This is a genomic window from Variovorax sp. J22G73 (genome assembly GCF_030317035.1).
Lineage (GTDB): Bacteria > Pseudomonadota > Gammaproteobacteria > Burkholderiales > Burkholderiaceae_C > Variovorax.
The window spans coordinates 668,630-694,472 of record NZ_JASZYK010000002.1 but is presented as its reverse complement, the minus strand read 5'-3'; the positions used below and the strand labels follow the sequence as shown (position 1 = coordinate 694,472).

Here is a 25,843-nt window from a genome sequence, read left to right as displayed (position 1 = left end):
CAGCGCGGCCTTTCGCGAGGTTTTCACCATTCCGCAAGGCTGCGCCGGTTAAAATCAGAGGCTTTGTCGACAGGTGACGCAAGCAATGCGTTGCAGTTGTGACAAAACACTTCAAAATCAAAGCTCCAGGAAGCATTTCAATGGCTATCGAACGTACCCTCTCCATCATCAAGCCCGACGCAGTCGCAAAGAACGTCATCGGCAAGATCGTTTCCCGTTTTGAAGCTGCCGGCCTCAAGGTCATCGCCGCCAAGCTGGTGCACCTGTCGCGCAACGAAGCCGAACAGTTCTACGGCGTGCACAAGGAACGTCCCTTCTTCAAGGACCTGGTCGAGTTCATGATCTCGGGCCCCGTGTTCGTGCAAGTGCTCGAAGGCGACAACGCCATCGCCAAGAACCGCGACCTGATGGGCGCCACCGACCCCAAGAAGGCAGCCGCCGGCACCATCCGCGCCGACTTCGCCGACAGCATCGACGCCAACGCCGTGCACGGTTCGGACGCTCCGGAAACCGCAGCGAACGAAATCGCCTTCTTCTTCGCCGGCCTCAACGTCTACGCACGCTGAAGCCCGTATCTCGACCGATTCCATGACCACAGTCAATCTGCTCGACTTCGATCTCGAGGGGTTGGCTGCGTTCTGCGAAAAACTCGGCGAGAAAAAATTCCGCGCCACGCAGTTGTATCGCTGGATCCACCAGCGTGGCGCGAGCGATTTCACCCAGATGACCGATCTGGCGAAGTCGCTGCGAGAAAAGCTCGCGACCACCGCGCGCGTGGAGGCCCTGCCGGTCGTCACGCAGCACGAATCCAAGGACGGCACGATCAAGTGGCTGTTCGACGTCGGCGACGGCAATGCCGTCGAAGCCGTATTCATTCCCGAGGACGACCGCGGCACCCTGTGCGTGTCGTCCCAAGCCGGCTGTGCGGTCGGTTGCCGCTTTTGCTCGACCGGGCATCAGGGCTTCAGCCGCAACCTCAGCACGGGCGAAATCATCGCCCAGCTGTGGTTTGCCGAGCACTTCCTTCGCAAGCACCTCAAGCGCAGCGAGCGCGTCATCTCCAACGTGGTGATGATGGGCATGGGCGAGCCGCTGCAGAACTACTCGGCGCTGGTGCCCGCACTGCGCACCATGCTCGACGACAACGCCTACGGGCTGTCGCGCCGCCGCGTGACGGTGTCGACCTCCGGCGTGGTGCCGATGATCGACCGCCTGGGCACCGATTGCGCCGTGGCCATGGCCGTGTCGCTGCACGCACCCAACGACGCGCTGCGCGACGACCTGGTGCCGCTCAACCGCAAGTACCCCATTGTCGAGCTGCTCGAAGCCTGCAAGCGCTACCTGGTGCACGCGCCGCGCGACTTCATCACCTTCGAGTACTGCATGCTCGACGGCGTGAACGACCAGCCCGAGCACGCGCGCCAGCTGATCGAGCTCGTGCGCAAGCACGACGTGTCGTGCAAGTTCAACCTGATTCCGTTCAACCCGTTCCCGGCCTCCGGCCTGCTGCGCTCGCCGCAACCGCGCGTGCTGGCGTTCGCGAAGATGCTGAGCGAAGCCGGGCTGGTGACCACGGTGCGCAAGACGCGCGGCGACGACATCGACGCCGCCTGCGGACAGTTGGCCGGCGACGTCAAGGACCGCACCCGCGCCGCCGAGCGCATGGCCCAGCGCCGTGCGGCCGAGCGCCCCATCGTTTTGCATCCGACTCGCAAGACCGTTCCCCAGGAGCACTGACCCCATGAGCATGGCCTTTTCGATGACGACCGTGAGCGCGCCGCGGCTGCTTGCCGCGAGCTTTGCCGGCGTCGCCGTGGCGTTTCTGCTCTCAGGCTGCGTGAACACGCGCACCACCACGACCAGCCTGGCCGACAGCAGCTCGGGCAAGGGCGTGGAGATCGTGACCGAGTCCGACGAAAGCTCGCGCCAGCGCCGTGCGCGCCTGCGCATGGAGTTGGCCTCGGGCTATTTCGAGCAGGGCCAGACCACCGTGGCGCTCGACGAGATCAAGCAGGCGCTCGCCGCCGACCCCAACAACGCCGACGCCTACAACCTGCGCGGCCTGGTCTACATGCGGCTGGACGACGCCGCGCTGGCGGAAGACAGCTTCCGTCGCGCCATCGCCATCAACCCGCGCGACGCCAATGCGCGCCACAACTACGGCTGGCTCCTGTGCCAGCAGAACCGCTACGGCGACGCCGCGGCGCAGTTCAACGAGGCGCTTGCCGTGCCCAGCTACCCCGACCGCGCCAAGACGCTGATGACGCAGGGCGTGTGCGAGCTCAAGGCCGGCCAGCGCGTGCAGGCCGAGCGCAGCCTGATGCAGGCCTACGAAATCGATGCCAGCAACCCGGTGGTCGGCTTCAACCTGGCCTCGCTGCTGGCGCAGCGCGAAGAGTGGTCGCGCGCGCAGTTCTACATTCGCCGCGTGAACAACAGCGCGTCGGCCAGCGCCGAGACGCTCGCGCTCGGCATCAAGATCGAACGAAAGCTCAACAACCGCGAAGCCGCCGCGCAGTTGGGTGGTCAATTGCAACGACGCTTCCCCCAGTCGCGGGAGGCAACGGCGTACGAGCGCGGGAATCTCAATGACTGATCGGGTTTCGGAGTTCGGCACTTCTGTGGCACAGGCACTCGAAGAAGGCGACATCACGCACAAGACGGCCGGCGACCTGCTTCGCGAGGCGCGCGAGGCCCATGGCCTGCACATCGAAATGGTGGCCGCCGCGCTCAAGGTGCCGCCGCAGAAACTGCTGGCGCTCGAGGCGGACGACATCGCGTCGCTGCCCGATCCGGTGTTCGCACGCGCGCTGGCCAGCAGTGTCTGCCGCGCATTGCGCATCGACCCGGCGCCGGTGCTGGCCAAGCTGCCCACCACGCAGAAGGTGTCGCTGGCCGAGTCCGACCGCACGCTCAACTCGCGCATCTCATCGGGCACGCCGCGCTGGAGCGGCAGCAGCAACCGTTCGAGCGGACTGCCGTCGCGTGCCTTGCTCACGGTGGTGGTGTTGCTGCTCATCGGCGCGGGCGCGCTGTTCTGGCTGCCCCAGTCGGTGTTCGACCAGATCGGCGCTTCCGTCTCCAGGCTCACCGCGCACAGCGGTTCCGACGCGGGCTCTGGCACCGACGCATCTGCGACCGGCACGGCGCCTGCTGGCGGCGTGACCGCCGAAACCGCTCCCGTGCAGGCCGTGGCGCCCAGCGGGCCGGCGGTGCAGTCGCCATCGGCCGCGGCCCCTGTGGCCATGACGCCGGCCGCCGCAGCGTCCGCGCCCATGGCGGCTGCCGAAAGCAGCGGCCAGCAACTTGTTTTCGTGGCACGTGAAGAATGCTGGGTCACGGTGACCGAGGCCGGCGGCAAGCAGCTGCTGCGCCGCAGCTTGAAGGCAGGCGAGACGCTCGGCCTGTCGGGCACGCTGCCGTTGTCGGTGGTGGTCGGTCGCGCATCGAGCGTCGATGTTCAGGTGCGCGGCCAGCCTTACGATTTGAAGCCCGTCACCAAGAACGGTGGCGTGGCGCGTTTCGAGGTGAAGTCATGACCGACGAGTGCCTGCCTGTTCCCATTGAAGCGGCTGCCCCCAAGGCGCGCCGCTCGCGCCAGGCCAGCGTGGCCTGGGGCCCGCGCGTGGTCACGGTGGGCGGCGACGCTCCTGTGCGCGTGCAGTCCATGACCAACACCGACACCGTCGACGCCATCGGCACGGCGATCCAGGTGAAGGAGCTGGCCATCGCCGGCTCCGAGATGGTCCGCATCACCGTCAACACGCCCGAAGCCGCGGCGCAGGTGCCGTACATCCGCGAGCAGCTCGACCGCATGGGCATCGACGTGCCGCTGATCGGCGACTTTCACTACAACGGCCACCGCCTGCTCACCGACTATCCGGCCTGCGCCGAGGCGCTGAGCAAGTACCGCATCAACCCCGGCAACGTGGGCAAGGGCGACAAGAAGGACAAGCAGTTCGGCCAGATGATCGACGCCGCCATGCGCTGGAACAAGCCGGTGCGCATCGGCGTGAACTGGGGCAGCCTCGACCAGGAACTGCTCGCCAGCCTGATGGACACCAACAGCCAGCGCGCCCAGCCGTGGGACGCCAAGCAGGTGATGTACGAGGCGCTGATCACCTCGGCCATCGAGTCCGCCAAGCTGGCCGAGTCGATGGGCATGGCCGGCAACCAGGTGATCCTGTCGTGCAAGGTCAGCGGCGTGCAGGACCTGATTTCGGTCTACCGCGAACTGGCCCGCCGCTGCGACAACCCGCTGCACCTGGGCCTGACCGAGGCCGGCATGGGCACCAAGGGCACGGTGGCTTCGGCCACGGCGCTGTCGATCCTGCTGCAGGAAGGCATCGGCGACACCATTCGCGTGTCGCTCACGCCGCAGCCGGGCGAGTCGCGCACGCAGGAAGTGCTCATTGCCAACGAAATCCTGCAGGCCCTCGGCCTGCGCGTGTTCGTGCCCAGCGTCACGGCCTGCCCGGGCTGTGGCCGCACCACCAGCACCACGTTCCAGGAGCTGGCCAAGCAGATCGACGACTACCTGCGCCTGCAGATGCCGGTCTGGCGCAAGAAGTACCCGGGCGTGGAGACGCTGAAGGTCGCCGTCATGGGCTGCATCGTCAACGGCCCCGGCGAGAGCAAGCACGCGGACATCGGCATCAGCCTGCCCGGCACCGGCGAGGCGCCTGCCGCGCCGGTCTTCATCGACGGCGAAAAGGCCCTCACGCTGCGCGGCGACAATATCGCCAACGAGTTCCATCAACTCGTCGAAACCTACATCGAAAAGCGCTTCGGCGGCGAACACGCTGTCGCGGCCTGACACCTCCGCAGGATCCATGGCTGACAAATTGAATGCCGTCAAAGGCATGAACGACATATTGCCGCCCGAATCGGCGCGCTGGGAGTGGCTCGAGGCCACCGTGCGCGACCTGATGGGGCGCTTTGCATACCGCAACGTGCGCACGCCCATCCTGGAGCACACCGCGCTGTTCGTGCGCGGCATCGGCGAGGTGACGGACATCGTCGAGAAGGAGATGTACGCCTTCGAAGACCGCTCCGACAAGCACGGCCAGTCCGAGCACCTGGCGATGCGGCCCGAGAACACCGCCGGCCTGGTGCGCGCGGTGATCGAGCACAACATGCTCTACGACGGCCCCAAGCGCCTCTGGTACACGGGCCCGATGTTCCGCCGCGAGAAGCCGCAGCGCGGGCGCTATCGGCAGTTCCACCAGATCGGCGCCGAGGCCCTGGGCTTCGCTGGCCCGGATGTGGATGCCGAGCTGATCCTGCTGGCCAGCGCGCTCTGGAAGGCGATCGGCCTGACCGATGTGCGCCTCGAGCTCAACAGCTTGGGCCAGCCTGCCGAGCGTGCGCAGCATCGCGCGCAGCTGATCGCCCACTTCGAGCAGCACGCCGACAAGCTCGACGAGGACGGCAAGCGCCGCCTGCACAGCAACCCGCTGCGCATCCTCGACACGAAGAACCCGGCCATGAAGGACGTGGTCGAGTCGGCCCCGAAGCTGATCGACTTTCTCGGTGCCGAGTCGCTCGCGCACTTCGAGGGGCTGCAGGCCATCCTGAAGGAGAACGACATCGCGTTCACCATCAACCCGCGCCTGGTGCGCGGGCTCGATTACTACAACCTCTCGGTGTTCGAGTTCGTCACCGACCGCCTCGGCGCGCAAGGCACTGTGTGCGCCGGCGGCCGCTACGACGACCTGATCGTGCAGATCGGCGGCAAGCCCGCGCCTGCCGTGGGATGGGCGATGGGCGTGGAGCGCGTGCTCGACCTGCTCAAGGAGCAAGGCGCCAACGTGCCGACGCCGGTGCCCGATGCCTACGCCATCGTGCCCGACGCCGCCTCGATGCCCGTCGTGCTGCGCACGCTGCAGCAGTTGCGCGAAGCCGGTGTGCGCGTGCAGATGCACGGCGCCACCGCCGAAGGCCTCGCCAGCTTCAAGTCGCAGATGAAGAAGGCCGACGCCAGCGGTGCCACCCACGCGCTGATCTTCGGCGCCGATGAACTTGCGCGCGGCGAAGTGACTCTGAAGGCGTTGCGCGACGCAAGCGTCCCGCAGACCGCACGGCCTCTCGCAGAAGTGGCCGCCTGGGCCGTCACCCTACAATCGCCGGCTCCCAACACCTGACAGCGCATGGCAACCCATCTCGACCTCGAAGAACAGGAACAGCTCGACCAGCTCAAGCATTTCTGGAACACCTACGGCACCCTGATCACCTGGGCCGTGCTGCTCGTCGCCGGCGCCTTCGTGGCCTGGAACGGCTGGCAGTACTACCAGCGCAGCAAGGCAACGCAGGCCGCAGCCCTTTACGACGAGGTCGAGCGCAGCACGCAGTCCGGCGACGTCGAGCGCATCCAGCGCGTGCTGGGCGACATGAAGGAACGCTTCGCCTCCACCGCCTACGCGCAACAGGCCGGCCTGCTGGTCGCCAAGACGCTGTACGAGAAGGGCAACACCGAAGGCTCGCGCGCCGCGCTCACGTGGGTGGCGCAAAGCGCCGTCGACCCGGGCTACCAGGCCATCGCCAAGCTGCGCCTTGCAGCCGAACTGCTCGACAGCAAGTCGTACGACGATGCGCTCAAGCAGCTCGACGGCAGCGTGCCCAAGGAATTCGAGCCGCTGGTGGCCGACCGCAAGGGCGATATCTACCTGGCGCAGGGCAAGCGCGCCGAGGCGCAAACCGAATACCGCAAGGCCTGGACCGGTCTGGGCGCCACCTCCGACTATCGCCGCCTGGTCGAGATCAAGCTCAACGCGGTCGGCGTCGACCCGAAGAGCCTGGCGCCCGTCGTCACCGTTACCCCCGCAGCCCCCAAAACTCCCTGACCGCATCATGAATTTCAAGCTTTTCATGCCTGAATCGACCGCCATGCGTGCGGGATCAGCCCTTGTTTTGGTTGCCTTCCTCGCCGCCTGTTCGGGCAGCGCCAAGCCCAAGCCCGAAGAGCTCCCGGCGAACCCGGCCCTGGTGGGCGTTCGCCAGGCCTGGACCGTGCGCATTCCTGAGGTGAAGTTTCCGCTGACGACCGACGTCAGCGGCGACATCGTCACCGTGGCTGGCAGCGACGGAACGGTGGTCGCCATCGACGCCCGTGCGGGCCGCGAGACCTGGCGTGCCAGCGTCGGCGCGCCGCTGGCCGCTGGTGTCGGCAGCGACGGCACGCTGGCCGCGGTCGTCACCGCCAACAACGAACTGGTCGCGCTCGAGAACGGTAAGGTGCTGTGGAAACAGAAGCTCACGGCCCAGGCCTTCACGGCACCGCTGGTGGCAGGCCGCCGCGTGTTCGTGCAAACCGCCGACCGCAGCCTGAGCGCCTGGGACGGGCAGAGCGGCCGCCGCCTCTGGATCCAGCAACGCACGGGTGAAAACCTCGTGCTGCGCAAGTCGGGCGTGCTGATCGCCGTGGGCGACACGCTGGTCGCCGGCATCGGTGGGCGCCTGGTCGGCATCAATCCGGCCAACGGCACCTCACGCTGGGAGTCGCCCATCGCGGCGCCCCGCGGCACCAACGACGTCGAGCGCCTGGTCGACCTGACCGGCAGCGTGAGCCGCTATGGTGACACGGTCTGCGCACGGGCGTATTACGCCAGCGTGGGCTGCGTCGAGACCGTGCGCGGTTCGCTGGTGTGGAGCAAGCCGGCTTCTGGCGCCGACGGCGTGAGCGGCGACGAGCGCTTCGTGTACGGCACCGAATCCGACGGCAGCGTCGTGGCATGGCGCCGTGCGGACGGCGAACGCGCGTGGCAGATGTCGCGCCTGAAGAACCGCGTGCTGACTGCGCCGCTGGCCGTGGGGCGCTCGCTGATCATCGGCGAAGGCACCGGCACGCTGCATTTCGTGTCGCGCGAAGACGGTGCGCTGCTCAACCGCGTCACGCCCGATGGCTCCGCCATCACCGTCACGCCGGTGCTGACCGGCAATACGGTCGTGGTCGTGACTGCCAAGGGTGGCGTGTTTGGCTATCGCCCTGAATAACTTTTACTTTTTGCAAGGCCCGATCATGAAAACCGCGCCATCGAAAGGCCGGCCATGAAGCCGGTCGTGGCCCTGGTCGGGCGGCCCAATGTTGGCAAGTCGACCCTCTTCAACCGCCTGACGCAGACGCGCGACGCCATCGTCGCCGACTTCGCCGGCCTTACGCGCGACCGCCACTACGGCAATGGTCGCCTTGGCAAGCACGAGTTCATCGTCATCGACACCGGTGGCTTCGAGCCCGACGCCGGCAGCGGCATCTACAAGGAAATGGCCAAGCAGACGCGGCAGGCCGTGGCCGAGGCCGATGTGGTGATCTTCGTGGTCGATGCCCGCGAAGGCCTCTCCGCGCAGGACCACGACATCGCCAACGAACTTCGCCGCCTGGGCAAGCCCTGCGTGCTGGCGGCCAACAAGGCCGAGGGCATGCACGACGGCACCAAGCTCGTGGACTTTTACGAACTCGGTTTCGGCGACGTCTACGGCGTGTCGGCGGCGCACGGGCAGGGCATGCGTGACCTGGTCGAACTGGCGCTCGCGCCGCTGAACCTGGTCGACCCGGAAGACGACGCCGACGAAGACGACGTCAACAAGCCCATCAAGCTGGCCGTCGCCGGCCGGCCCAACGTGGGCAAGTCGACGCTGATCAACACCTGGCTGGGCGAAGAGCGCCTGGTGGCCTTCGACATGCCAGGGACCACGCGCGACGCCATTTCGGTGCCGTTCGAGCGCAACGGTCAACGCTTCGAGCTGATCGACACGGCCGGCCTGCGCCGCAAGGGCAAGGTGTTCGAAGCCATCGAGAAGTTCTCGGTGGTCAAGACGCTGCAGGCCATCGAATCGGCCAACGTCGTGCTGCTGCTGCTGGATGCCACGCAAGGCGTGACCGACCAGGACGCGCACATCGCGGGCTATATCCTCGAAAGCGGACGCGCCGTGGTGATCGCCATCAACAAGTGGGACGCGGTCGACAGCTACCAGCGCGAGCAGATCCAGCGGCAGATCGAGACACGGTTGCCGTTCCTGAAGTTCGCGGCGCTGCATTTCATCTCGGCCATCAAGCGCCAGGGCCTGGGTCCGGTGTGGCAGGCGATTGCGCAGGCCCACAAGTCGGCCACCCGCAAGATGTCGACACCGGTGCTGACCCGGCTGCTGCTGGAGGCGGTGCAGTTCCAGGCGCCCAAGCGCGGCGGCATGTACCGTCCCAAGCTGCGCTACGCGCACCAGGGGGGCATGAACCCGCCGGTGATCGTGATCCACGGCAATTCGCTCGAACATGTGACCGAGGCGTACAAGCGCTTCCTCGAAGGGCGCTTCCGCAAGGAGTTCGACCTGGTGGGCACGCCGCTGCGCATCCAGTTCAAGAGCTCCGCGAATCCGTTCGCCGACAAGGACGATTGACCGCGCTGCGGGTCTTGGCTGCTGATGGCGGCCAATGACTTGCTGCTGTCATGGAAGTTCCGCCTTTTGAGAGACGTTATTTTCTCAAGGCTTTACGCCTCGGTTGCTGCAGCGCGGAAACCCTGTGTTAAGGTCATCTCTCCAACAACTACTCTTGAACACGGAGAATATCGTGAGCAATAAAGGGCAACTTCTGCAAGACCCGTTTCTGAACACTTTGCGTCGCGAGCATGTGCCGGTTTCCATTTATTTGGTGAACGGTATCAAGCTGCAAGGCCAGATCGAGTCTTTTGACCAGTACGTCGTGTTGCTTCGCAACACGGTGACACAAATGGTCTACAAGCACGCCATTTCCACCATCGTGCCGGGTCGTGCCGTCAACTTCTCGGCCAACGAGAACGACGACGCCGCTGCCTGATCGCGCGGAGCGCGGTGGCCCCGGCTGCCGCGCTTTTTCCCAATTCTGATCCCGCTTGTCTGAACTGATCCCCCGCCAGGAAGGCGCCGCCGTTCTCGTCGGCGTCGATTTCGGGCTGCCCCATTTCGACAGCGAACTCGAGGAACTCGGCCTGCTCGCGCAGACCGCGGGCCTCACGCCTGTCGCCCGTCTCGCGTGCAAGCGCAAGGCCCCCGACGCTGCATTGTTCGTTGGCAGCGGCAAGGCCGAAGAAATCAAAGAGCTGGCCGCCCTGCACAGGGCCAGCGAAGTCATCTTCGACCAGTCCCTGAGCCCCGCGCAGCAGCGCAACCTCGAGCGACAGCTCGATGTTGCCGTCTACGACCGCACTTTCCTCATCCTCGAAATCTTCGCCCAACGCGCGCGTTCGCACGAAGGCAAGTTGCAGGTAGAGCTTGCCCGCCTGCAGTACCTCAGCACACGCCTCGTTCGCCGGTGGTCCCACCTGGAGCGCCAGACCGGTGGTGCGGGTGTGCGCGGCGGCCCGGGCGAAAAGCAGATCGAGCTCGACCGCCGCATGATCAACGAGTCGATCAAGCGCACGCGCGAGCGCCTCGCCAAGGTGCAGAAGCAGCGCGGCACGCAGCGCCGCCAGCGCGAGCGCCGCGAGACCTTCAACATCTCGCTGGTGGGCTACACCAACGCGGGCAAGTCGTCGTTGTTCAATGCGTTGGTGAAGGCCCGCGCCTATGCGGCCGACCAGCTGTTCGCCACGCTCGACACCACCACGCGCAACCTCTACCTGGGCGACGCGCGGCGCCAGGTGTCCATTTCCGACACGGTGGGCTTCATCCGCGACCTGCCTCACGGGCTGGTCGACGCCTTCAAGGCGACGCTGCAGGAGGCGGTCGATGCCGACCTGCTGCTGCATGTGATCGATGCTTCCAACCCCCACTACCCCGAGCAGATGGCCGAGGTGCAGTCGGTGCTGCGGGACATCGGGGCGGACGCGGTTCCGCAGCTTCTTGTATTCAACAAGCTCGACGCCCTTGAAAGCGCGCAGCATCCGCTGCATCTGCAGGACGAGATGGAAATCGACGGCGTGCAGGTTCCTCGCATCTTCCTCAGCGCCAAGAGCGGGGAGGGCGTGCCGCTGCTGCGCGCCGAACTCGCCCGGCAGTCGGGCTCCGTAGCCGATACGATGACCCCTGAGGCGGACGCTGAATTGCACGATTCCGCCGATTGATTGGGCACAATCCCGCCACTGACAAGAGAACGAAGCGAATGAATTCAAAGCCAGCGTGGAGAGGGTTTCTGGGCATGTTCAATCTGAACGATGGCCGATGGGGTCGCGGCGACGAGCCGTCCTCCAACGGTGATCGCCCGGCCGGCAATCGGCCCCCCGATGCCAATCCTCCAGGCGCCCCGACCCCGCCGCCTTCGGGCAACAACAACAACGACAACCGTCCCCGCGGACAAGGCCCCAACCAAGGCCCCCCCGACCTCGACGAACTCTGGCGCGACCTCAATCGCAAGCTCGGTGGATTCTTCGGCGGCAAGGGCGGCGGCAACCGCCCCAACGGTGGGAGCAGCGGCGGTGGCGGCAATGGCTACAAACCCGACATGAAAAACGCAGGATTCGGCCTCGGCCTGGTGGCTGCCGTGGCGATCCTGATCTGGCTCGGCACCGGCTTCTTCATCGTGAACGAAGGCCAGCAGGCCGTGGTCACGCAGTTCGGCCGCTACAAGTCGACCGTGAACGCGGGCTTCAACTGGCGCCTGCCTTACCCGATCCAGCGCCACGAAGTGGTGGTGACCACGCAGATCCGCTCCACCGACGTCGGCCGCGACGCTATCGTGCGCTCCACCGGCCTGCGCGAATCGGCCATGCTGACCGAAGACGAGAACATCGTCGAGATCAAGTTCGCCGTGCAGTACCGCCTGAGCGATGCGCGCGCCTGGCTCTACGAGAGCAAGGCACCTGCCGAAACCGTCGTGCAGGTGGCTGAAACCGCCGTGCGCGAAGTGGTCGGCAAGATGAAGATGGACGCCGCGCTCGCCGAAGAGCGCGACCAGATCGCACCGCGCGTGCGCACGCTGATGCAGACCATCCTGGACCGCTACAAGGTCGGTGTCGAAGTGGTCGGCATCAACCTGCAGCAGGGCGGTGTGCGTCCGCCCGAGCAGGTGCAGGCCGCGTTCGACGACGTGCTCAAGGCCGGCCAGGAGCGCGAGCGCGCCAAGAACGAAGCCCAGGCCTACGCCAACAACGTGGTGCCCCTGGCCACCGGTACCTCTTCGCGCCTGAAGGAAGAGTCCGAGGCGTACAAGGCGCGGATCGTGGCGCAGGCACAAGGTGATGCAGGCCGCTTCAGCGCCGTGCTCGCCGAGTACCAGAAGGCCCCGCAGGTGACGCGCGACCGCATGTACACCGACGCCATGCAGCAGATCTACGCCAGCACCACGAAGGTGCTGGTCGACAGCAAGCAGGGATCCAACCTGCTGTACCTGCCGCTCGACAAGCTCATGCAGATGGGCGGCAACAGCGCAGCGGCCACGCCGGTCGATGCGGCCAGCCCGAACGTCGCCGGCACCGCGCCGGCCCAGTCCTCGGTGATTCCCGTGGCCCCCGTGACCGGTGACGTGCGTGCCCGCGACGGCCGCTCGCGCGACCGCGACGTGCGCTGAAGAACAAGGACTAGAAGAACATGAACAGAATCGGACTCATCGCCTCGTCGATCCTCGTCTTGCTCGTGCTGCTGAGCTCGACCCTCTTCGTGGTCGACCAGCGCCAGTTCGGCGTGGTGTACGCCCTCGGCCAGATCAAGCAGGTCATCACCGAGCCAGGCCTGAACTTCAAGCTGCCGCCGCCGTTCCAGAACGTGTCGTACATCGACAAGCGTCTGCTGACGCTGTCCAGCCTCGACACCGAACCCATGCTGACCGCCGAAAAGCAGCGCGTGGTGATCGACTGGTACGTGCGCTGGCGCATCAGCGATCCGCAGGCCTACATCCGCAACGTCGGCCTCGACGAGAACGCGGGCGCCATGCAGTTGAACCGCGTGGTGCGCAATGCGTTCCAGGAAAACATCAACAAGCGCACCGTGCGCGACCTGATCTCGGTGCGCCGCGAGGCCCTGATGGCCGACGTGCAGCGTGAAGTGCTCGCCGTGGTAAAGGGCGCCAAGCCCTGGGGCGTGGACGTGGTCGACGTGCGCATCACGCGTGTGGACTATGTGGAAGCCATCACCGAATCGGTCTATCGCCGCATGGAAGCCGAGCGCAAGCGCGTGGCCAACGAGCTGCGCTCCACCGGTACGGCCGAAGGCGAAAAGATCCGAGCCGACGCTGATCGCCAGCGCGAAGTGATCGTGGCGAATGCCTACCGCGATGCGCAGAAGATCAAGGGCGAGGGCGATGCGCAGGCCGCAGCGGCCTATGCCGACGCGTTCGGCCGCGACCCGCAGTTCGCGCAGTTCTACCGCAGCCTCGACGCCTACAAGCAGAGCTTCAACAAGAAGAGCGACGTGATGGTGCTCGACCCGTCGTCGGACTTCTTCCGCGCCATGCAAGGCTCGGGATCGGGCGCCAGCGCACCTCGCCGCTGATTCGCCAGGAGCCGTGAGCGCCGACACTTTCTGGAGCGCGCTGGCGCTCGTCCTGGTGATCGAAGGCATCCTGCCTTTCGTCTCGCCAGGAGGGTGGCGGCGCGGCTTCGGGCAGCTCATGCAGCTGCGCGACGGCCAGCTTCGTTTCTTTGGACTTTGCAGCATCCTGCTGGGTTTGGCACTGCTCTGGGTCTTGGGGTAGCGCGGTCCCGGTAGAATCCCGGTTTAACCACGCCCCCGATCCCCATGTCCGCCTGGGTCCTCCCGGATCACATTGCCGATGTGCTGCCTTCCGAGGCGCGCCACATCGAAGAACTTCGACGCCAGCTGCTCGATACCGCCCGTGGCTATGGCTACGAGCTGGTGATGCCGCCGCTGCTCGAGCATCTCGAGTCGCTGCTTTCGGGCACCGGCGAGGCGCTCGACCTTCAAACCTTCAAGCTTGTCGACCAGCTCTCCGGCCGCAGCATGGGCCTTCGCGCCGACACCACCCCCCAGGTGGCGCGCATCGACGCCCACCTGCTGAACCGCGACGGCGTGGCCCGCCTGTGCTACTGCGGTCCGGTGCTCCACACCCGGCCCGACCGGCCGCATGCGACCCGCGAGCCGCTGCAGTTCGGCGCCGAAATCTATGGCCATGCCGGCCTCGAGGCCGACACCGAGACCCTGCTGCTTGCGCTCGACTGCCTGCAGGCCGCTGGCCTGGAAGAGGGCGTGATCGTCGACCTGGCCGATGCCCGCATCGTGCGTGCGCTGTTCGAAGGCGTGCCCATCGACCCCGCCGGCCTGGCCCGCGTGCACGCCGCACTGGCCGCCAAGGACGCGAGCGAACTCGATTCGCTTACCAAGAATTTCCCCGCCGCGGCCCGTGACGGCCTGCGCGCGCTGGTCCAGCTGTACGGCGACGCGTCGGTGCTCGACGAGGCCGCCAAGGCCTTGAAGGGCACGCCGGCCGTGGCCGCCGCACTGGCCGACCTGAAGCAACTCGCCGCCGGCCTGCAAGGCGTCGAAGGCGTGAAGGGCCGCGAGATCAGTTTCGACCTGGCCGACTTGCGCGGCTACGCGTACTACAGCGGCATGCGCTTCGGCATCTATGTGCCCGGCGCGGCCGACTCGCTGGTGCGCGGCGGCCGCTACGACGAGGTGGGCGCCGTGTTCGGTCGCAACCGCCCGGCCGTCGGCTTCAGCCTCGACGTGCGCGAGCTGGTCGGCGTGCTGCCGGCGCGGCCGCTGCGCGCGGCCATTCGCGCGCCATGGAGCGACGCGGCAGGCCTGCGTCAGGCGATTGCCCAATTGCGCAAGGCCGGCGAAACGGTAGTCTGCGTGCTGCCGGGCCACGGCAGCGAAATCGATGAATTCCACTGCGACCGCGAGCTCGTCGAGCAAGCGGGCCAGTGGAATGTCCGAGCGATCTGAATTTTTGAAGTAATGGAACGAGCATGAGCGTAACCACCGGAAGAAACGTGGTCGTCGTCGGTACCCAATGGGGCGACGAAGGCAAAGGCAAGCTGGTCGACTGGCTGACGGAGAGCGCCCAGGGCGTGGTCCGTTTCCAGGGCGGCCACAACGCGGGCCACACGCTGGTCATCAACGGTGTGAAAACCGCGTTGCACCTGATCCCGAGCGGCATCATGCGCCCCGGCGTCAAGTGCTACATCGGTAACGGCGTGGTGCTGTCCGCCGCCAAGCTCTTCGAGGAAATCGAAGGGCTGGAAAAGGCCGGCGTCGAGGTGCGTTCGCGCCTGCGCATCAGCGAGGCCTGCCCGCTGATCCTGCCGTTCCACGCCGCGCTGGACATCGCCCGCGAGGCTTATCGCGAAAAGGGTGGCATCGAGAAGATCGGCACCACCGGCCGCGGCATCGGCCCGGCCTACGAAGACAAGATCGCGCGCCGCGCACTGCGCGTGCAGGACCTGAAGCACCCCGAGCGTTTCGCGGCCAAGCTGCGCGTGCTGCTCGACCTGCACAACCACGTGCTGACGCAGGTGCTGAGCGCTCCGGCCATCGACTTCGACGAAGTGTTCGACGAAGCCATGAAGCACGCCGAACTGCTCAAGCCCATGATGGCCGACGTGTCGCGCGAGCTGAACGACGCCCACAAGAACGGCGCCAACCTGCTGTTTGAAGGCGCGCAGGGCACGCTGCTCGACGTGGACCACGGCACCTACCCGTACGTGACCTCCAGCAACTGCGTGGCCGGCAATGCCGCCGCCGGTTCGGGTGTGGGCCCGGGCATGCTGCACTACATCCTGGGCATCACGAAGGCCTACTGCACCCGCGTGGGCGGCGGTCCGTTCCCCACCGAGCTCGACTGGGCCACGCCCGGCACCGCGGGTTACCACATGAGCACCGTGGGCGCCGAAAAGGGCGTGACCACCGGCCGCAGCCGCCGTTGCGGCTGGTTCGACGCGGCGCTGCTCAAGCGCTCGGCGCAGGTCAACGGCCTGTCGGGCCTGTGCATCACCAAGCTCGACGTGCTCGACGGCCTCGAGAAGCTCGAACTGTGCACCGGCTACGAGCTGGACGGCGAAATCACCGACATCCTGCCGATGGGCGCGGACGAGATCGAGCGTTGCACGCCGATCTACGAAACCCTCGAAGGCTGGACCGAGAGCACCGTCGGTGTCACGCAATACGACAAGCTGCCCGTCAACGCGCGCCTGTACCTGCAGCGCATCGAGCAAGTCACCGGCGTGCCGATCCACATGGTGTCGACCAGCCCCGACCGCGATCACACGATCATGATGCGCCACCCCTACCTGGCCGACTGAAGAGGAACCCCACACCCATGTTGACCGAAGACGGCAAACATCTCTACGTCAGCTACGACGAGTACCACAACCTGATCGAGAAGCTCGCGATCAAGGTGCACCAGTCGGGCTGGCAGTTCGACACCATCCTGTGCCTGGCACGTGGCGGCATGCGCCCCGGCGACGTGCTCTCGCGCATCTTCGACAAGCCGCTGGCCATCATGTCGACCAGCTCGTACCGCGCCGACGCAGGCACGGTGCAGGGCCACCTCGACATCGCGCGCTTCATCACCACCCCCAAGGGCGAGATCGCCGGACGCGTGCTGCTGGTGGACGACCTGGCCGATTCGGGCCACACGCTGCATGCCGTGATGGACATGCTGCGCAACAACTACCCGCCCATCACCGAGCTGCGCAGCGCCGTGATCTGGACCAAGGCGCTGTCGACCTTCACGCCCGACTACCAGGTCGAGTTTCTGGCCACCAACCCGTGGATCCACCAGCCTTTCGAAGGCTATGACTCGATGGGCGCCGAGAAGCTCATCGAGAAGTGGTCGGTCTGACGACGCACTCCCGCCGGGTCATCCGGCGGGGTTGAGCAGCATGGCGGTATAGCGCCGCTGCATTTCCTCCGGCGTCAGCGTCTCGATGCTGTGCCCCACGTTCCAGCGATGGCCGAAGGGGTCGCGAAAGACGCCGGAGCGCTCCCCATAGAACTGGTCTTGCGGTGCCATGTCGAGCGTGGCGCCGGCGGCCACTGCGCGCGCCACCACCGCATCGGCATCGTCCACATGCAGGTGCAGCGTGACCGCCGTGCCGCCCAGCGTCCTCGCGCTGCGGATGTCGTACTCCGCAAACTCGTCCGACAGCATCAGGATCGCGCCGTTGTGAAAGTCCAGCTCCGCGTGGCCGATGCGCCCGCTGGGCTCGGTCAGGCGAAAGATCTCCTTCACCTCGAACACCTTGCAATAAAAGTCGATGGCTGCGCCCGCGTCGTGGACGCAGAGGTACGGAAACAACTCGTGGATCGCCATGAGGGTCGCCTTTCGCTGTCGAAGAGGAACGGGGCCCGAGGATGACGCAAACAATGCGGGGCGGCAACCAGGAGCGACCTGATTGCCGCCCCGCATCGGGCGCGAGGCCTGCGTCCGTTACTTGCCCGAATCGATGCGTTTCTGCATCCGGGCCGCGCGGTCCGCGGAAGCGGGGTGCGAGCTAAGCATCGAGTTGCTGCTGCCGCCGCTGAGCTTGCCCAGTTGCTGGAACGCGGTGACCAGGCCTTCGCGCTTGAGCTTCTGCTGCGTCAGCAGGTCGAAGGCGTAGTTGTCGGCATCGCTTTCCTGCGACTGCGAGAACTGGGCGTTGACGAGCTTCTCGGCAAAGTCACCGAGCTGCGACGACGAAAGCGCTGTTGCCGCCGCATTGCCGCTGGCACCGGCCAGTCCGCGCACCGCCGATGCGGCGTACGCGGTCTGCATGGCCTTCTTGCTGTGGCCGAGCGCCACATGGCCGATTTCATGGCCGATGACGCCACGCAACTCGTCGTCGTTCATCAGGTCCATCAGGCCGCTGTATACGCGGATGCAGCCGTTGCCCATGGCCCATGCATTCACGTCCTTGGTGAGGTAGACGTTGTAGCTCGCCGGTTGGCCGTTGATGGTGTTGGGCAGCCCCTGGCGCACGCGTTCGAGGCGCTTGCCGTAGGCATCGGTGGGTGCTGCGATCTTCGACTTGGCATCGATGGCCGCGCACGACTGGTTCGCCAAGGCCTGCACATCGCTGTCGGTGAGCGACATGGCCTTGAAGGCGTTGCCGCCCGCGCCGGTGAGGCCGGCGGAGTCGATGTTCTTCACGCCGCCGCACGCGCACAAGGCCGCGGCGGCTGTCATGGAAATCAAGAAATGACGCATTGGAAATCCTCCCTTTTTTGTTGGAAGGGCGACTCTAGCGGCCATGAAAAGCACCGCGCTTCCATCACTTCGCAGGGGCGCAAAGAAAGTCACGTTCGGGCTCGGTTCCTTGTGCCGCGCTAGCATCGGCACATGAGCAAGCCTTCGACGCAACTGATCCACCACCCCTACACCCCGCCCGCCACCTTTTCCGCGCCGCAGCCCGGCGTGTTCAAGGCGTCGACCGTGTTCTTCGCCGACGTGGCCGCCATGCGCGCGCGCGACTGGAAGACCAAGGCCGGCTACACCTACGGCCTGCACGGCACACCCACCACCTTCACGCTCGAGGAGCGCCTGGCCACGCTCGAAGGCGGCACCGAATGCCTGCTGGTGCCCAGCGGCCTCGCGGCCATCGCGCTGGTGGCCTTCGCCTTCCTGAAGACCGGCGACGAGGTGCTCATTCCCGACAATGCCTACGGCCCCAACAAGGCGCTGGCCACGGGCGAGCTGGCCAACTTCGGCATCACGCACCGCATGTACGACTCCATGAACCCGGCCGACCTCGCGGCCAAGCTGTCGGAGCGCACGCGGCTGGTGTGGGTCGAGGCGGCGGGCTCGGTGACGATGGAGTTTCCCGACCTGCCGGCGCTGGTGGATGTGTGCCGCGCGCGCGGCGTGATGACGGCGCTGGACAACACCTGGGGCGCGGGCCTGGCCTTCGCCCCCTTCGACTTCAACGGCACGGGGCAGGGCGTGGACATCTCGGTGCACGCGCTCACCAAGTACCCCAGCGGCGGCGGCGACGTGCTGATGGGCAGCGTGGTCACGCGCGATGAGCGGCTGCACCGCGCGCTCAAGCTCACGCACATGCGCATGGGCTACGGCATCGGCGTGGGCGACGTCGAGACGCTGCTGCGCTCGCTGCCGAGCATCTCGCTGCGCTACGCCGCGCACGACCGCGCGGCGCGCGAGCTGGCCGGCTGGCTCAATGGCTGCGAGGAAATTGCGCAGGTGCTGCACCCCGCGCTCGAAGACTCGCCGGGCCATGTGCACTGGCGCGCGCTGTGCGGCGAGACCGACCTGGCCGCGGGCCTGTTCTCGGTGGTGTTCGACGCGCGCTACAGCACCGAGCAGGTCGACCGTTTCTGCGACAGCCTGAAGCTGTTTCGCCTGGGCTACTCGTGGGGCGGCCCCATCAGCCTCGTGGTGCCCTACGACATCGGGCTGATGCGCGATGCCACCGTGGCGCGCTGGCCCTACAAGGGCACGCTCGTTCGTTTTTCGATCGGCCTGGAGGACGTGGGCGACCTGCGCGCCGATCTGCAGCAGGCGCTGGCGCGTATGTAAAAAATCGCTTCCGGCTCCCGGGGCGGTGCTTTGGGTACCGTCTTGAGACTGCACCGTTATCGCTTACAGTAGGCCACGCGCAGTCACCCTGACTGCCTCGCCCAAGGAGAAGCAGTGGCAACACCCAATTACGGCTACGAGAAGCGCCAGAAAGAGCTGGCAAAAAAGAAGAAAAAGGAAGAGAAGCTCCGCGAGAAGGCGCATCGCAAACTCTCCCCGAGCAGCGACGGGCTGGCTCCCGGAGACCCGGAGACCGACGTGGCCTCGCTCGAACACGATGCCCCCACCGTGCCCGAGTTGCCCACCAAGAACGGTTGATCCGTTTCTGGCCTACCGACCAAGAAGCCGCCGCAGGTTCGCGCCTGCGGCGGTTTTTTATTTGGGCAGCAGCTTGCGCAGTTCGGGCCAGACGTTGTCCAGCAGCTGAGGCTGCGCCGCGGCCGTGGGATGGATGCGGTCGGCCTGGAACAGCGACATCGCATCGGGCGCGTCGGCCACGCCCTTGAGCAGGAAGGGCACCAGCGCGGACTTCGTCGCGCTCGCCACCTTCGAGAACACCGCCTCGAAGCGCCGCGTGTAGTCGCCGCCGTAGTTGGGCGGCACCTGGATGCCGACGATCAGCACCTTCGCGCCCGCGGCCTGCGCGGCCTTGGTGATCTGCAGCAGGTTGGCCTCGGTGTCCGACAGCGGCAGCCCGCGCAGCGCGTCGTTGGCGCCCAGCTCGACCACCACGTAGCCGGGCTTGTGCTGTGCGAGCAGCGACGGAAAACGCGAGCGTCCGCCGGAGCTGGTGTCGCCGCTGATGCTTGCGTTGACCACGGTGGCCGCGACCTTCTGCTGCGCAAGCCTTTTTTCGAGCAAGGGTACCCAGCCTTCGCCACGCTTCAGGCCGTACTCTGCGCTCAGCGAATCGCCGAGCACCAGGATCACCGGCTTGCCTGCCGGGCCTGCCGAAGTTGAAGTCGGAGTCGAAGCCTGGGCCTGCGCCGCGGTCGTCCATAGCCCCGCGCTGCCGAGCGCGGCGGTGGTCAAGATAAAGTCACGTCGATTCAAAACCAAAGCCTTTCCATGTCCCAACCCCCGTCTGTTGCCATTGTTGCCGTCGAGCATGTCTTCAAGTCCGTCACCGACTCGACCGGTACGCTGGACATTCTGCAGGACATCGATTTCACCCTCGGGGCGAGGGAAACCGCCGCCATCGTCGGCGCCTCGGGCTCCGGCAAGAGCACCTTGCTGTCGATCATCGCCGGCCTGGACACGCCCACGCGTGGGACGGTGCGCATCGCCGGCGAGGACATCTTCGCCATCGACGAGGACGAGCGCGCCGCGGTGCGTGCCCAGCGCGTGGGCTTCGTGTTCCAGAGCTTCCAGTTGCTGGGCAACCTGAGCGCGCTGGAAAACGTGATGCTCCCGCTCGAACTCGCCAACCGGAAAGACGCGCGCAAGGCCGCCACCGAGATGCTGGGCCGCGTCGGCCTGGGCCAGCGCCTGGGCCATTACCCGAAAGTGCTGTCGGGCGGCGAGCAGCAGCGCGTGGCGCTGGCCCGCGCCTTCGTCGTGCAGCCGGCGCTGCTGCTGGCCGACGAGCCCACGGGCAGCCTCGACTTCGCCACCGGCGAACAGGTCATGCGGCTCATGTTCGACCTGAACCGCGAACTCGGCACCACGCTGGTGCTGGTCACGCACGACCGCGGCATCGCGGACCAGTGCGAAAGGCGCATCACCATCGAAGCCGGGCGCGTCGCCATTAATGAAAAAGCTGCCGTAGCGCCCGCCTGACAAGCGCGATAAGCTATTAAATAAATAGCAGAGCAGACAAAAAAGCATTTCCGAGGAGACCGCATGGAAGAACTTCCCCCCGACGCCGTTCGCGCGCTGCAGAGCGGAAGGCTGATCGAGGCCATCAAGATCGTGCGCGACCGCACCGGGCTGGACCTCAAGTCCGCCAAGGAAGCCGTCGATCGCTATGCCGATCGCATGGAGGCGGGGGACGAAGAAGGCGCCACAGAGGGGCGCAGCGCGCCCAGCGCCGCCATGCAGGACCGCGGCTTTGCCGCGATGCCGTCGACCGCGCTCGCGGCGCTGGCGCAAGGCAACAAGCTCGAGGCTGTGCGGCTCACGCGGGAAGCCACCGGGCTGGGCCTGGCCGCCGCCAAGCGGCTGGTCGAGCAGCACGACGACCCCTCGGTCGGCGGCTTCGGGCCGCTCCCCTCGGCCATGCCGCGGCGGCATGTCGAGGAGCCGGGCCGGGTGCAGGGCAGCGGCTACAAGTGGCTGCCCGTGGTGATCGTGGTGCTGGCCGCGTTGATGGTGTGGCTGTATTTCGGCGGAGAGATCTGACGCGATGATCGTTCCGCAGTTCTGGGCCGAAGGCCGCATCCAGGAGCGCACGGCCGGCAAGCAGCTCACCGTTCGCCGCTATGGCTGGTCCGACGAGAGCCCGCTGGCCGCGCAGGCCCATGCCGACCAGCGCACGCGCGAGGCCTTCGAGCGCATCGCGCAGGGTGAGAAGCTGGAACGCCGCGAGCCCAAGCGCGCCTACAACGGCGCCGACGGCGTGCCGATCCGCGAGGAGATCGTCGAGCGCCAGGGCGACACCGTCGTCACGCGCAACACCTACGGCGCGCGCTGCCTGAACACGCCCGACGTGCTGTTCGTCGACATCGACTTCGAGGAGCCGCTGCGCACCAGCGTGTTTCTCTTCGCGTTCATGCCCGCGCTGATCGCCGGCGTGGTCGGTGGCTGGGCCGCCAAGACCTGGCTGGGCGGGCTGATCGCCTTCTTCGTGGTGTTTGCGGTGGCCTGGGTCATTGGCCAGCGCAAGAAGCGCGGCGAGCCCAGCGGCAACCCGATTCCCGAGAAGCAGGCGGCCGAGCGCATCGGGCGCTTCATGCACCAGCACCCCGAGTGGCATCTGCGCGTGTACCGCACGCCCGCGGGCTTTCGCCTGCTGGCCATGCACGACGTGTTCAACCCCGCGGACATCGGCGTGGCCGATTGCTTCCACGCGCTGGGCGTCGACAAGGTCTACGCGCGCATGTGCCGCAACCAGAACTGCTTTCGCGCCCGCCTGAGCGCCAAGCCCTGGCGCATCGGCATCGACGAGCACGTGCGGCCGCGCCGCGGCGTGTGGCCGGTGGCCCTCGACCGGCTGGCCGAGCGCGATGCCTGGATCGCGCGCTACGAACAGGTGGCGGACGGCCACGCCGCCTGCCAGTACCTGGAAAGCGTGGGCAAGCTCGAGAACGTGCACCCGAGCGCGAAGGCGGTGCAGGAACTGCACGACGAGCGCACCCGCGCGCTGAGCGGTCTGCCCATCGCCTGAAGGCGCCAGCGGGTTCCGGCGGGCGTCAAGGGCCTCTTCATGGGCCGTTTCAAGGCCGGTTTCAAGGGCGGTTTCAAGGGCCGGTCGCCGCAGCACTCGATAATCGGGGGACTATGTCTTCTCCCAAAGTGATCTTCGGCTTCCATGCCGTGGGCGTGCGCATCAAGACCGCGCCCAAATCGGTGCTCGAAGTGATGTTCGACACCAGCCGGCGCGATGCGCGCATGAAACAGTTCATCGCGCGTGCGCAGGAGGCCGGTGTGCGGCTGGTCGAGGCCGACGGCCTGCGGCTGTCCAAGCTCAGCGGCAGCCACGGCCACCAGGGCGTGGTGGCGCGCGTGGAACCCGTCGCGCAGATCCATTCGCTCGACGAACTGCTCGAAGGCCTCGAGGCGGCCGGCACCGTGCCGCTGCTGCTGGTGCTCGACGGCGTGACCGACCCGCACAACCTCGGCGCCTGCCTTCGCGTGGCCGACGGCGCGGGCGCGCACGCGGTCATCGCCCCCAAGGACCATGCGGCCGGCATCAACGCCACCGTGGCCAAGGTGGCGAGCGGTGCGGCCGAGACGGTGCCGTACTTCATGGTGACCAACCTCTCGCGCACGCTGAACGAGCTCAAGGAGCGCAACATCTGGTGCGTGGGCACCAGCGACGACGCGCCGGGCACCATCTATCAGAGCGACTTCAAGCGCCCCCTGGCGCTGGTGCTGGGCGCCGAGGGCGAGGGCATGCGCCAGCTCACGCGCAAGACCTGCGACGAGCTGGTGAGCATTCCCATGGCCGGCGCGGTCGAGAGCCTGAACGTCTCGGTGGCCAGCGGCGTGTGCCTCTACGAGGCGATGCGCCAGCGCGGCGCCTGACCCACACGGCGCTCATCCCTCGGGCAACGCCGTGCCCTTGCGGTGGAAGTAGATGAGCTCCGCCACGCGCCGCATCTGCGGCGTGCCCAGCAGGTGGTTGAACATCCAGTCGCTCTGGAAATGGTCGAAGGCCCAGCGCAGCGTGCGCTTGAGCCGAAAGCCCGGGTAGCCGCGCACGAACCACGTGGCCGGGTCCCCGACCTCGCCGCGCACGAAGCGCGCGACAGCCTTGCCGGCGCCTTCGCCGTGCAGCAGCGCGATGTGGATGCCGCCGGCCGTCACCGGTGACACCATGCCCGCCGCGTCGCCTACCAGCAGAGCCCGCTCCCTTGCCACCACCGGCAGCACGCCGCCGCAAGGAATCATGCCGGCGCGCACCGCAACGGGCGGTGCGTCGCCCGGCGAGACCACCGAGGCGATCTTGCGCAGCAGCGGGTCCAGCTTCAACGCGGCGACGTCGCTGGGCCCCTTGCGGCCCATGCGACGTGCCAGGCCGATCTGGCTCACCCCCACGCCGTCGAGCGCCCAGCCGATATAGCCCGGCGCGAGCTTGCGGTCGATGAAGCAGTGCAGCAGGTCGGGTGCCATGCGCGCGCCCTGGTACTCATGCTCGATGCCGTACAGGAAGTGGGTGTTGCGCGACAGCCCCAGCGCCTTGGCGACCCGCGAATGAGGCCCGTCGGCGCCCACCAGGTACCTGGCCGTGATGCAGGGCCCCTGGGTCACCGGCACCTCCCAGCGCCCATTGATCCACAGCGCCTGCTCGAACAGCGTGCCCAGCCGCACGTCGACGCCGCAATCGCGCACCGAATCGACCATCCAGTCGAGCAGCGCGGGCGCATCGGTGGCCCAGAACCAGTAGCCGGGCGCGTGCAGGTCCACGTAGCGCATGTTGGGGGCATAGAGGCGAACGCCGTCGATGCGGCGCACCAGCGCGGGCGGTACTTCGGAAAGCCAAGGGACGCTGTCGACCGCGTCCTTCACGATGATGCCGGTGGTGTGCAGCTTGGCGCCGGCGCTGGTCTTCTTCTCGAGCACCATCACGCTCAGCCCCGCGAGGGCGGCGGCGCGGGCGCAGGCCAGGCCCGCGAAGCTGGCGCCGACCACGAGCAGGTCGACCTTGATGCTGCCCAGCCCATGAGCAACAGATGGCAACGCCGCAGGCTGCGGCGCGATCAGTGAAGAGGCGAGGGGAGCGAAGAGAGTAGGGGAGGAGTGCATGAGGCAGCTGACTTGGGTTCGATGCGCACGGCCTGTTGGCGGTGCGGCGATGCGAAGCCGAAGTTAGCTGCCGCCTGTGCGAGCGGCGTGAAGCCTGTGTGAACTCAGGAAGGGTCCTTGCCGCGCGTGCGGCCGACCGCGCTGAAGATGCCGATGCCCAGCAGGATCATCGCGCCGATGCCGATGTACAGCGTAGGCACGCCCGCCACCGAGGCACCCCAGATGACGCCACCCAGAAAAATCACAAAGCCGATCATGTAGAGCGCGAAAGACATCGTCGTTCCTCCAAAGCTGAGATGCCTTGCAGTATCCCGAGCCAGCCCGGGCGCCGCACCGGTGGGTGCCGCCAGTGTGCGTGGGAGCCAGCCTACGCTGCGACGCTGCCTTGTCAGGGCGCGCCTGTTGCTTGCCTATTCCGGGCTGGCCACCAGCAGGTAGCGGCAGCCGCTGCGCCCCAGCGCCTTGAAGACCAGCGGGCGGTCCACGCCGAAGTCCAGGCAATCGCCCGGCGCGAGCTCGAAGCGCTCGTCGCCGTAGTCCACCCGCAGCGCGCCCTCCAGCATCCACAGGCACTGCCGGTAGGGCTTGCCGCTCCATCGCGGATACCCGACCTGCGCCGAGCGCGGCAGTTCGACCTCGACCAGCTCGACGCCGCTGCCCGCCTGCCGCTCGGCCACCTGCCGTCGCAGGTAGCCGGCCTCGGGGTCGCGCCACACCTCTTGCGCGGCGCGCTGGCGCAGGCGCTGGGGCTGTCCCTTGTCTTGCGTCAGCAACTGCGCCAGCGGCACGCCGAGCCCGGCGGCCAGCCGGCCGAGCAGCACGGCGGTGGGGCTGCTCTGCGCGCGCTCGACCTTCGAGATCATCGCCTTGCTGACGCCCGAGCGCTCCGCCAGTTCGGCAAGGCTCAGGTCCTGCGCCTGCCGTAGCGCGAGCAGCCTCGAGGCGATGAGCGCATCGATGTTGTCGCCGGGCGTGTCAGGTGGCCCAGGTGTCCCGGGTGTCCGGGGTGGAGCGGAGGGGGATGAATCGTTTCTCATATGAGATTATTATTCTCTT

General features: G+C 66.9%; 29 protein-coding genes. 23 read left to right on the top strand and 6 right to left on the bottom strand.

All coding sequences use genetic code 11. From position 1 onward, the window contains the following. Positions 1-140 precede the first annotated feature (140 nt). From ndk to QTI51_RS11225, 17 genes are all read left to right on the top strand, one after another. On the top strand, positions 141-566 hold the full coding sequence (gene ndk / locus QTI51_RS11305; RefSeq protein WP_116907288.1) for a nucleoside-diphosphate kinase: 426 nt from the start codon (positions 141-143) through the stop codon (positions 564-566). A 22-nt stretch (positions 567-588) separates the two neighbouring features. Continuing rightward, positions 589-1,737 (top strand): dual-specificity RNA methyltransferase RlmN, encoded by a 1,149-nt coding sequence (rlmN, locus tag QTI51_RS11300; protein WP_116907289.1) that lies wholly within the window; start codon positions 589-591, stop codon positions 1,735-1,737. A 4-nt stretch (positions 1,738-1,741) separates the two neighbouring features. Next, positions 1,742-2,596, top strand: coding sequence for a type IV pilus biogenesis/stability protein PilW (gene pilW / locus QTI51_RS11295; RefSeq protein ID WP_116907290.1), 855 nt, complete (start codon positions 1,742-1,744; stop codon positions 2,594-2,596). Continuing rightward, positions 2,589-3,539, top strand: coding sequence for a RodZ domain-containing protein (locus QTI51_RS11290; RefSeq protein WP_116907291.1), 951 nt, complete (start codon positions 2,589-2,591; stop codon positions 3,537-3,539). The genes pilW and QTI51_RS11290 overlap by 8 nt, the downstream gene beginning before the upstream one ends. Beyond that, the gene (gene ispG / locus QTI51_RS11285) at positions 3,536-4,816 is read left to right on the top strand and encodes a flavodoxin-dependent (E)-4-hydroxy-3-methylbut-2-enyl-diphosphate synthase (RefSeq protein WP_116907292.1); all 1,281 of its coding nucleotides are present in this window, start codon (positions 3,536-3,538) and stop codon (positions 4,814-4,816) included. Before QTI51_RS11290 ends, ispG begins: the two co-directional genes overlap by 4 nt. 16 nt (positions 4,817-4,832) lie before the next feature. Continuing rightward, complete coding sequence (gene hisS, locus QTI51_RS11280; RefSeq protein ID WP_116907293.1) at positions 4,833-6,143, top strand: histidine--tRNA ligase; 1,311 nt, start codon at positions 4,833-4,835, stop codon at positions 6,141-6,143. Positions 6,144-6,149: 6 nt separating this feature from the next. Then, positions 6,150-6,842 (top strand): YfgM family protein, encoded by a 693-nt coding sequence (locus tag QTI51_RS11275; RefSeq protein ID WP_116907294.1) that lies wholly within the window; start codon positions 6,150-6,152, stop codon positions 6,840-6,842. 7 nt (positions 6,843-6,849) lie between these two features. Continuing rightward, the gene (gene bamB, locus QTI51_RS11270) at positions 6,850-7,992 is read left to right on the top strand and encodes an outer membrane protein assembly factor BamB (protein WP_286515837.1); all 1,143 of its coding nucleotides are present in this window, start codon (positions 6,850-6,852) and stop codon (positions 7,990-7,992) included. A gap of 54 nt (positions 7,993-8,046) precedes the next feature. Next, positions 8,047-9,390: a ribosome biogenesis GTPase Der gene (der, locus tag QTI51_RS11265; protein ID WP_116907296.1), complete on the top strand. Its 1,344-nt coding sequence runs from the start codon at positions 8,047-8,049 to the stop codon at positions 9,388-9,390. 172 nt (positions 9,391-9,562) lie between these two features. Then, positions 9,563-9,808 (top strand): RNA chaperone Hfq, encoded by a 246-nt coding sequence (gene hfq, locus QTI51_RS11260; RefSeq protein ID WP_056582504.1) that lies wholly within the window; start codon positions 9,563-9,565, stop codon positions 9,806-9,808. 55 nt (positions 9,809-9,863) lie between these two features. Beyond that, positions 9,864-11,033, top strand: a complete 1,170-nt coding sequence (gene hflX / locus QTI51_RS11255) for a GTPase HflX (protein ID WP_116907297.1) — start codon at positions 9,864-9,866, stop codon at positions 11,031-11,033. 74 nt (positions 11,034-11,107) lie between these two features. Continuing rightward, positions 11,108-12,475 carry an FtsH protease activity modulator HflK gene (hflK, locus tag QTI51_RS11250; protein ID WP_116907298.1) on the top strand — a complete coding sequence of 456 codons (1,368 nt, stop codon included), beginning with the start codon at positions 11,108-11,110 and terminating at the stop codon, positions 12,473-12,475. 20 nt (positions 12,476-12,495) lie between these two features. After that, positions 12,496-13,395: a protease modulator HflC gene (hflC, locus tag QTI51_RS11245; RefSeq protein ID WP_116907299.1), complete on the top strand. Its 900-nt coding sequence runs from the start codon at positions 12,496-12,498 to the stop codon at positions 13,393-13,395. Between the two features lie 13 nt (positions 13,396-13,408). Continuing rightward, on the top strand, positions 13,409-13,597 hold the full coding sequence (locus QTI51_RS11240; RefSeq protein WP_093237567.1) for a DUF2065 domain-containing protein: 189 nt from the start codon (positions 13,409-13,411) through the stop codon (positions 13,595-13,597). Positions 13,598-13,641: 44 nt separating this feature from the next. Beyond that, a complete protein-coding gene (locus QTI51_RS11235; protein ID WP_116907300.1) occupies positions 13,642-14,811 on the top strand; it encodes an ATP phosphoribosyltransferase regulatory subunit in 1,170 nt (389 codons plus the stop codon). 23 nt (positions 14,812-14,834) lie between these two features. Beyond that, positions 14,835-16,166 carry an adenylosuccinate synthase gene (locus tag QTI51_RS11230; RefSeq protein ID WP_116907301.1) on the top strand — a complete coding sequence of 444 codons (1,332 nt, stop codon included), beginning with the start codon at positions 14,835-14,837 and terminating at the stop codon, positions 16,164-16,166. A 17-nt stretch (positions 16,167-16,183) separates the two neighbouring features. Then, the gene (locus QTI51_RS11225) at positions 16,184-16,708 is read left to right on the top strand and encodes a phosphoribosyltransferase (RefSeq protein ID WP_081269111.1); all 525 of its coding nucleotides are present in this window, start codon (positions 16,184-16,186) and stop codon (positions 16,706-16,708) included. Positions 16,709-16,726: 18 nt separating this feature from the next. On the opposite strand, the gene QTI51_RS11220 is transcribed toward QTI51_RS11225, so the two are convergent. Together QTI51_RS11220 and QTI51_RS11215 are read right to left on the bottom strand one after the other, a co-directional pair. Beyond that, entirely contained in the window at positions 16,727-17,179 is a 453-nt protein-coding gene (locus tag QTI51_RS11220; RefSeq protein WP_116907302.1) for a VOC family protein, read from the bottom strand. A 117-nt stretch (positions 17,180-17,296) separates the two neighbouring features. After that, a complete protein-coding gene (locus QTI51_RS11215) occupies positions 17,297-18,034 on the bottom strand; it encodes a M48 family metallopeptidase (protein ID WP_503011495.1) in 738 nt (245 codons plus the stop codon). Between the two features lie 153 nt (positions 18,035-18,187). On the opposite strand from QTI51_RS11215, the gene QTI51_RS11210 reads away from it, so the two are divergent. Next, entirely contained in the window at positions 18,188-19,381 is a 1,194-nt protein-coding gene (locus QTI51_RS11210) for a PLP-dependent transferase (RefSeq protein WP_116907304.1), read from the top strand. 114 nt (positions 19,382-19,495) lie between these two features. Further along, on the top strand, positions 19,496-19,699 hold the full coding sequence (locus tag QTI51_RS11205; RefSeq protein ID WP_116907305.1) for a hypothetical protein: 204 nt from the start codon (positions 19,496-19,498) through the stop codon (positions 19,697-19,699). 57 nt (positions 19,700-19,756) lie between these two features. Here the strand turns inward: QTI51_RS11205 and QTI51_RS11200 are convergent, their stop codons facing one another. Then, positions 19,757-20,413 carry an arylesterase gene (locus QTI51_RS11200; protein ID WP_207786606.1) on the bottom strand — a complete coding sequence of 219 codons (657 nt, stop codon included), beginning with the start codon at positions 20,411-20,413 and terminating at the stop codon, positions 19,757-19,759. Between the two features lie 36 nt (positions 20,414-20,449). On the opposite strand from QTI51_RS11200, the gene QTI51_RS11195 reads away from it, so the two are divergent. From QTI51_RS11195 to rlmB, 4 genes are all read left to right on the top strand, one after another. Next, a complete protein-coding gene (locus QTI51_RS11195) occupies positions 20,450-21,160 on the top strand; it encodes an ABC transporter ATP-binding protein (RefSeq protein ID WP_116907307.1) in 711 nt (236 codons plus the stop codon). A 63-nt stretch (positions 21,161-21,223) separates the two neighbouring features. Then, positions 21,224-21,721, top strand: a complete 498-nt coding sequence (locus tag QTI51_RS11190) for a hypothetical protein (RefSeq protein ID WP_116907308.1) — start codon at positions 21,224-21,226, stop codon at positions 21,719-21,721. 4 nt (positions 21,722-21,725) lie between these two features. Further along, the gene (locus tag QTI51_RS11185; protein ID WP_116907309.1) at positions 21,726-22,706 is read left to right on the top strand and encodes a hypothetical protein; all 981 of its coding nucleotides are present in this window, start codon (positions 21,726-21,728) and stop codon (positions 22,704-22,706) included. Between the two features lie 113 nt (positions 22,707-22,819). Continuing rightward, a complete protein-coding gene (gene rlmB / locus QTI51_RS11180) occupies positions 22,820-23,566 on the top strand; it encodes a 23S rRNA (guanosine(2251)-2'-O)-methyltransferase RlmB (RefSeq protein WP_116907310.1) in 747 nt (248 codons plus the stop codon). A gap of 12 nt (positions 23,567-23,578) precedes the next feature. On the opposite strand, the gene QTI51_RS11175 is transcribed toward rlmB, so the two are convergent. The 3 genes from QTI51_RS11175 to QTI51_RS11165 form a co-directional block, all read right to left on the bottom strand. Continuing rightward, on the bottom strand, positions 23,579-24,787 hold the full coding sequence (locus QTI51_RS11175) for an NAD(P)/FAD-dependent oxidoreductase (RefSeq protein ID WP_116907311.1): 1,209 nt from the start codon (positions 24,785-24,787) through the stop codon (positions 23,579-23,581). A 104-nt stretch (positions 24,788-24,891) separates the two neighbouring features. Further along, positions 24,892-25,062, bottom strand: coding sequence for a hypothetical protein (locus QTI51_RS11170; protein ID WP_165840258.1), 171 nt, complete (start codon positions 25,060-25,062; stop codon positions 24,892-24,894). 135 nt (positions 25,063-25,197) lie between these two features. Then, positions 25,198-25,824 carry a helix-turn-helix domain-containing protein gene (locus QTI51_RS11165; protein WP_116907312.1) on the bottom strand — a complete coding sequence of 209 codons (627 nt, stop codon included), beginning with the start codon at positions 25,822-25,824 and terminating at the stop codon, positions 25,198-25,200. Between the last annotated feature and the right edge of the window lie 19 nt (positions 25,825-25,843).

Coding starts and splice junctions, on each gene's coding strand:
- QTI51_RS11210 (WP_116907304.1), top strand. CDS start 18,188: ATGAGCAAGCCTTCGACGCAACTGATCCACCACCCCTACACCCCGCCC.
- hflK (WP_116907298.1), top strand. CDS start 11,108: ATGTTCAATCTGAACGATGGCCGATGGGGTCGCGGCGACGAGCCGTCC.
- QTI51_RS11275 (WP_116907294.1), top strand. CDS start 6,150: ATGGCAACCCATCTCGACCTCGAAGAACAGGAACAGCTCGACCAGCTC.
- QTI51_RS11175 (WP_116907311.1), bottom strand. CDS start 24,787: ATGCACTCCTCCCCTACTCTCTTCGCTCCCCTCGCCTCTTCACTGATC.
- QTI51_RS11230 (WP_116907301.1), top strand. CDS start 14,835: ATGAGCGTAACCACCGGAAGAAACGTGGTCGTCGTCGGTACCCAATGG.
- QTI51_RS11195 (WP_116907307.1), top strand. CDS start 20,450: ATGTCCCAACCCCCGTCTGTTGCCATTGTTGCCGTCGAGCATGTCTTC.
- hflC (WP_116907299.1), top strand. CDS start 12,496: ATGAACAGAATCGGACTCATCGCCTCGTCGATCCTCGTCTTGCTCGTG.
- pilW (WP_116907290.1), top strand. CDS start 1,742: ATGAGCATGGCCTTTTCGATGACGACCGTGAGCGCGCCGCGGCTGCTT.
- QTI51_RS11225 (WP_081269111.1), top strand. CDS start 16,184: ATGTTGACCGAAGACGGCAAACATCTCTACGTCAGCTACGACGAGTAC.
- QTI51_RS11215 (WP_503011495.1), bottom strand. CDS start 18,034: ATGACAGCCGCCGCGGCCTTGTGCGCGTGCGGCGGCGTGAAGAACATC.
- hisS (WP_116907293.1), top strand. CDS start 4,833: ATGGCTGACAAATTGAATGCCGTCAAAGGCATGAACGACATATTGCCG.
- QTI51_RS11165 (WP_116907312.1), bottom strand. CDS start 25,824: ATGAGAAACGATTCATCCCCCTCCGCTCCACCCCGGACACCCGGGACA.
- rlmN (WP_116907289.1), top strand. CDS start 589: ATGACCACAGTCAATCTGCTCGACTTCGATCTCGAGGGGTTGGCTGCG.
- QTI51_RS11185 (WP_116907309.1), top strand. CDS start 21,726: ATGATCGTTCCGCAGTTCTGGGCCGAAGGCCGCATCCAGGAGCGCACG.
- bamB (WP_286515837.1), top strand. CDS start 6,850: ATGAATTTCAAGCTTTTCATGCCTGAATCGACCGCCATGCGTGCGGGA.
- rlmB (WP_116907310.1), top strand. CDS start 22,820: ATGTCTTCTCCCAAAGTGATCTTCGGCTTCCATGCCGTGGGCGTGCGC.
- ispG (WP_116907292.1), top strand. CDS start 3,536: ATGACCGACGAGTGCCTGCCTGTTCCCATTGAAGCGGCTGCCCCCAAG.
- QTI51_RS11190 (WP_116907308.1), top strand. CDS start 21,224: ATGGAAGAACTTCCCCCCGACGCCGTTCGCGCGCTGCAGAGCGGAAGG.
- der (WP_116907296.1), top strand. CDS start 8,047: ATGAAGCCGGTCGTGGCCCTGGTCGGGCGGCCCAATGTTGGCAAGTCG.
- QTI51_RS11220 (WP_116907302.1), bottom strand. CDS start 17,179: ATGGCGATCCACGAGTTGTTTCCGTACCTCTGCGTCCACGACGCGGGC.
- QTI51_RS11235 (WP_116907300.1), top strand. CDS start 13,642: ATGTCCGCCTGGGTCCTCCCGGATCACATTGCCGATGTGCTGCCTTCC.
- QTI51_RS11170 (WP_165840258.1), bottom strand. CDS start 25,062: ATGTCTTTCGCGCTCTACATGATCGGCTTTGTGATTTTTCTGGGTGGC.
- QTI51_RS11290 (WP_116907291.1), top strand. CDS start 2,589: ATGACTGATCGGGTTTCGGAGTTCGGCACTTCTGTGGCACAGGCACTC.
- ndk (WP_116907288.1), top strand. CDS start 141: ATGGCTATCGAACGTACCCTCTCCATCATCAAGCCCGACGCAGTCGCA.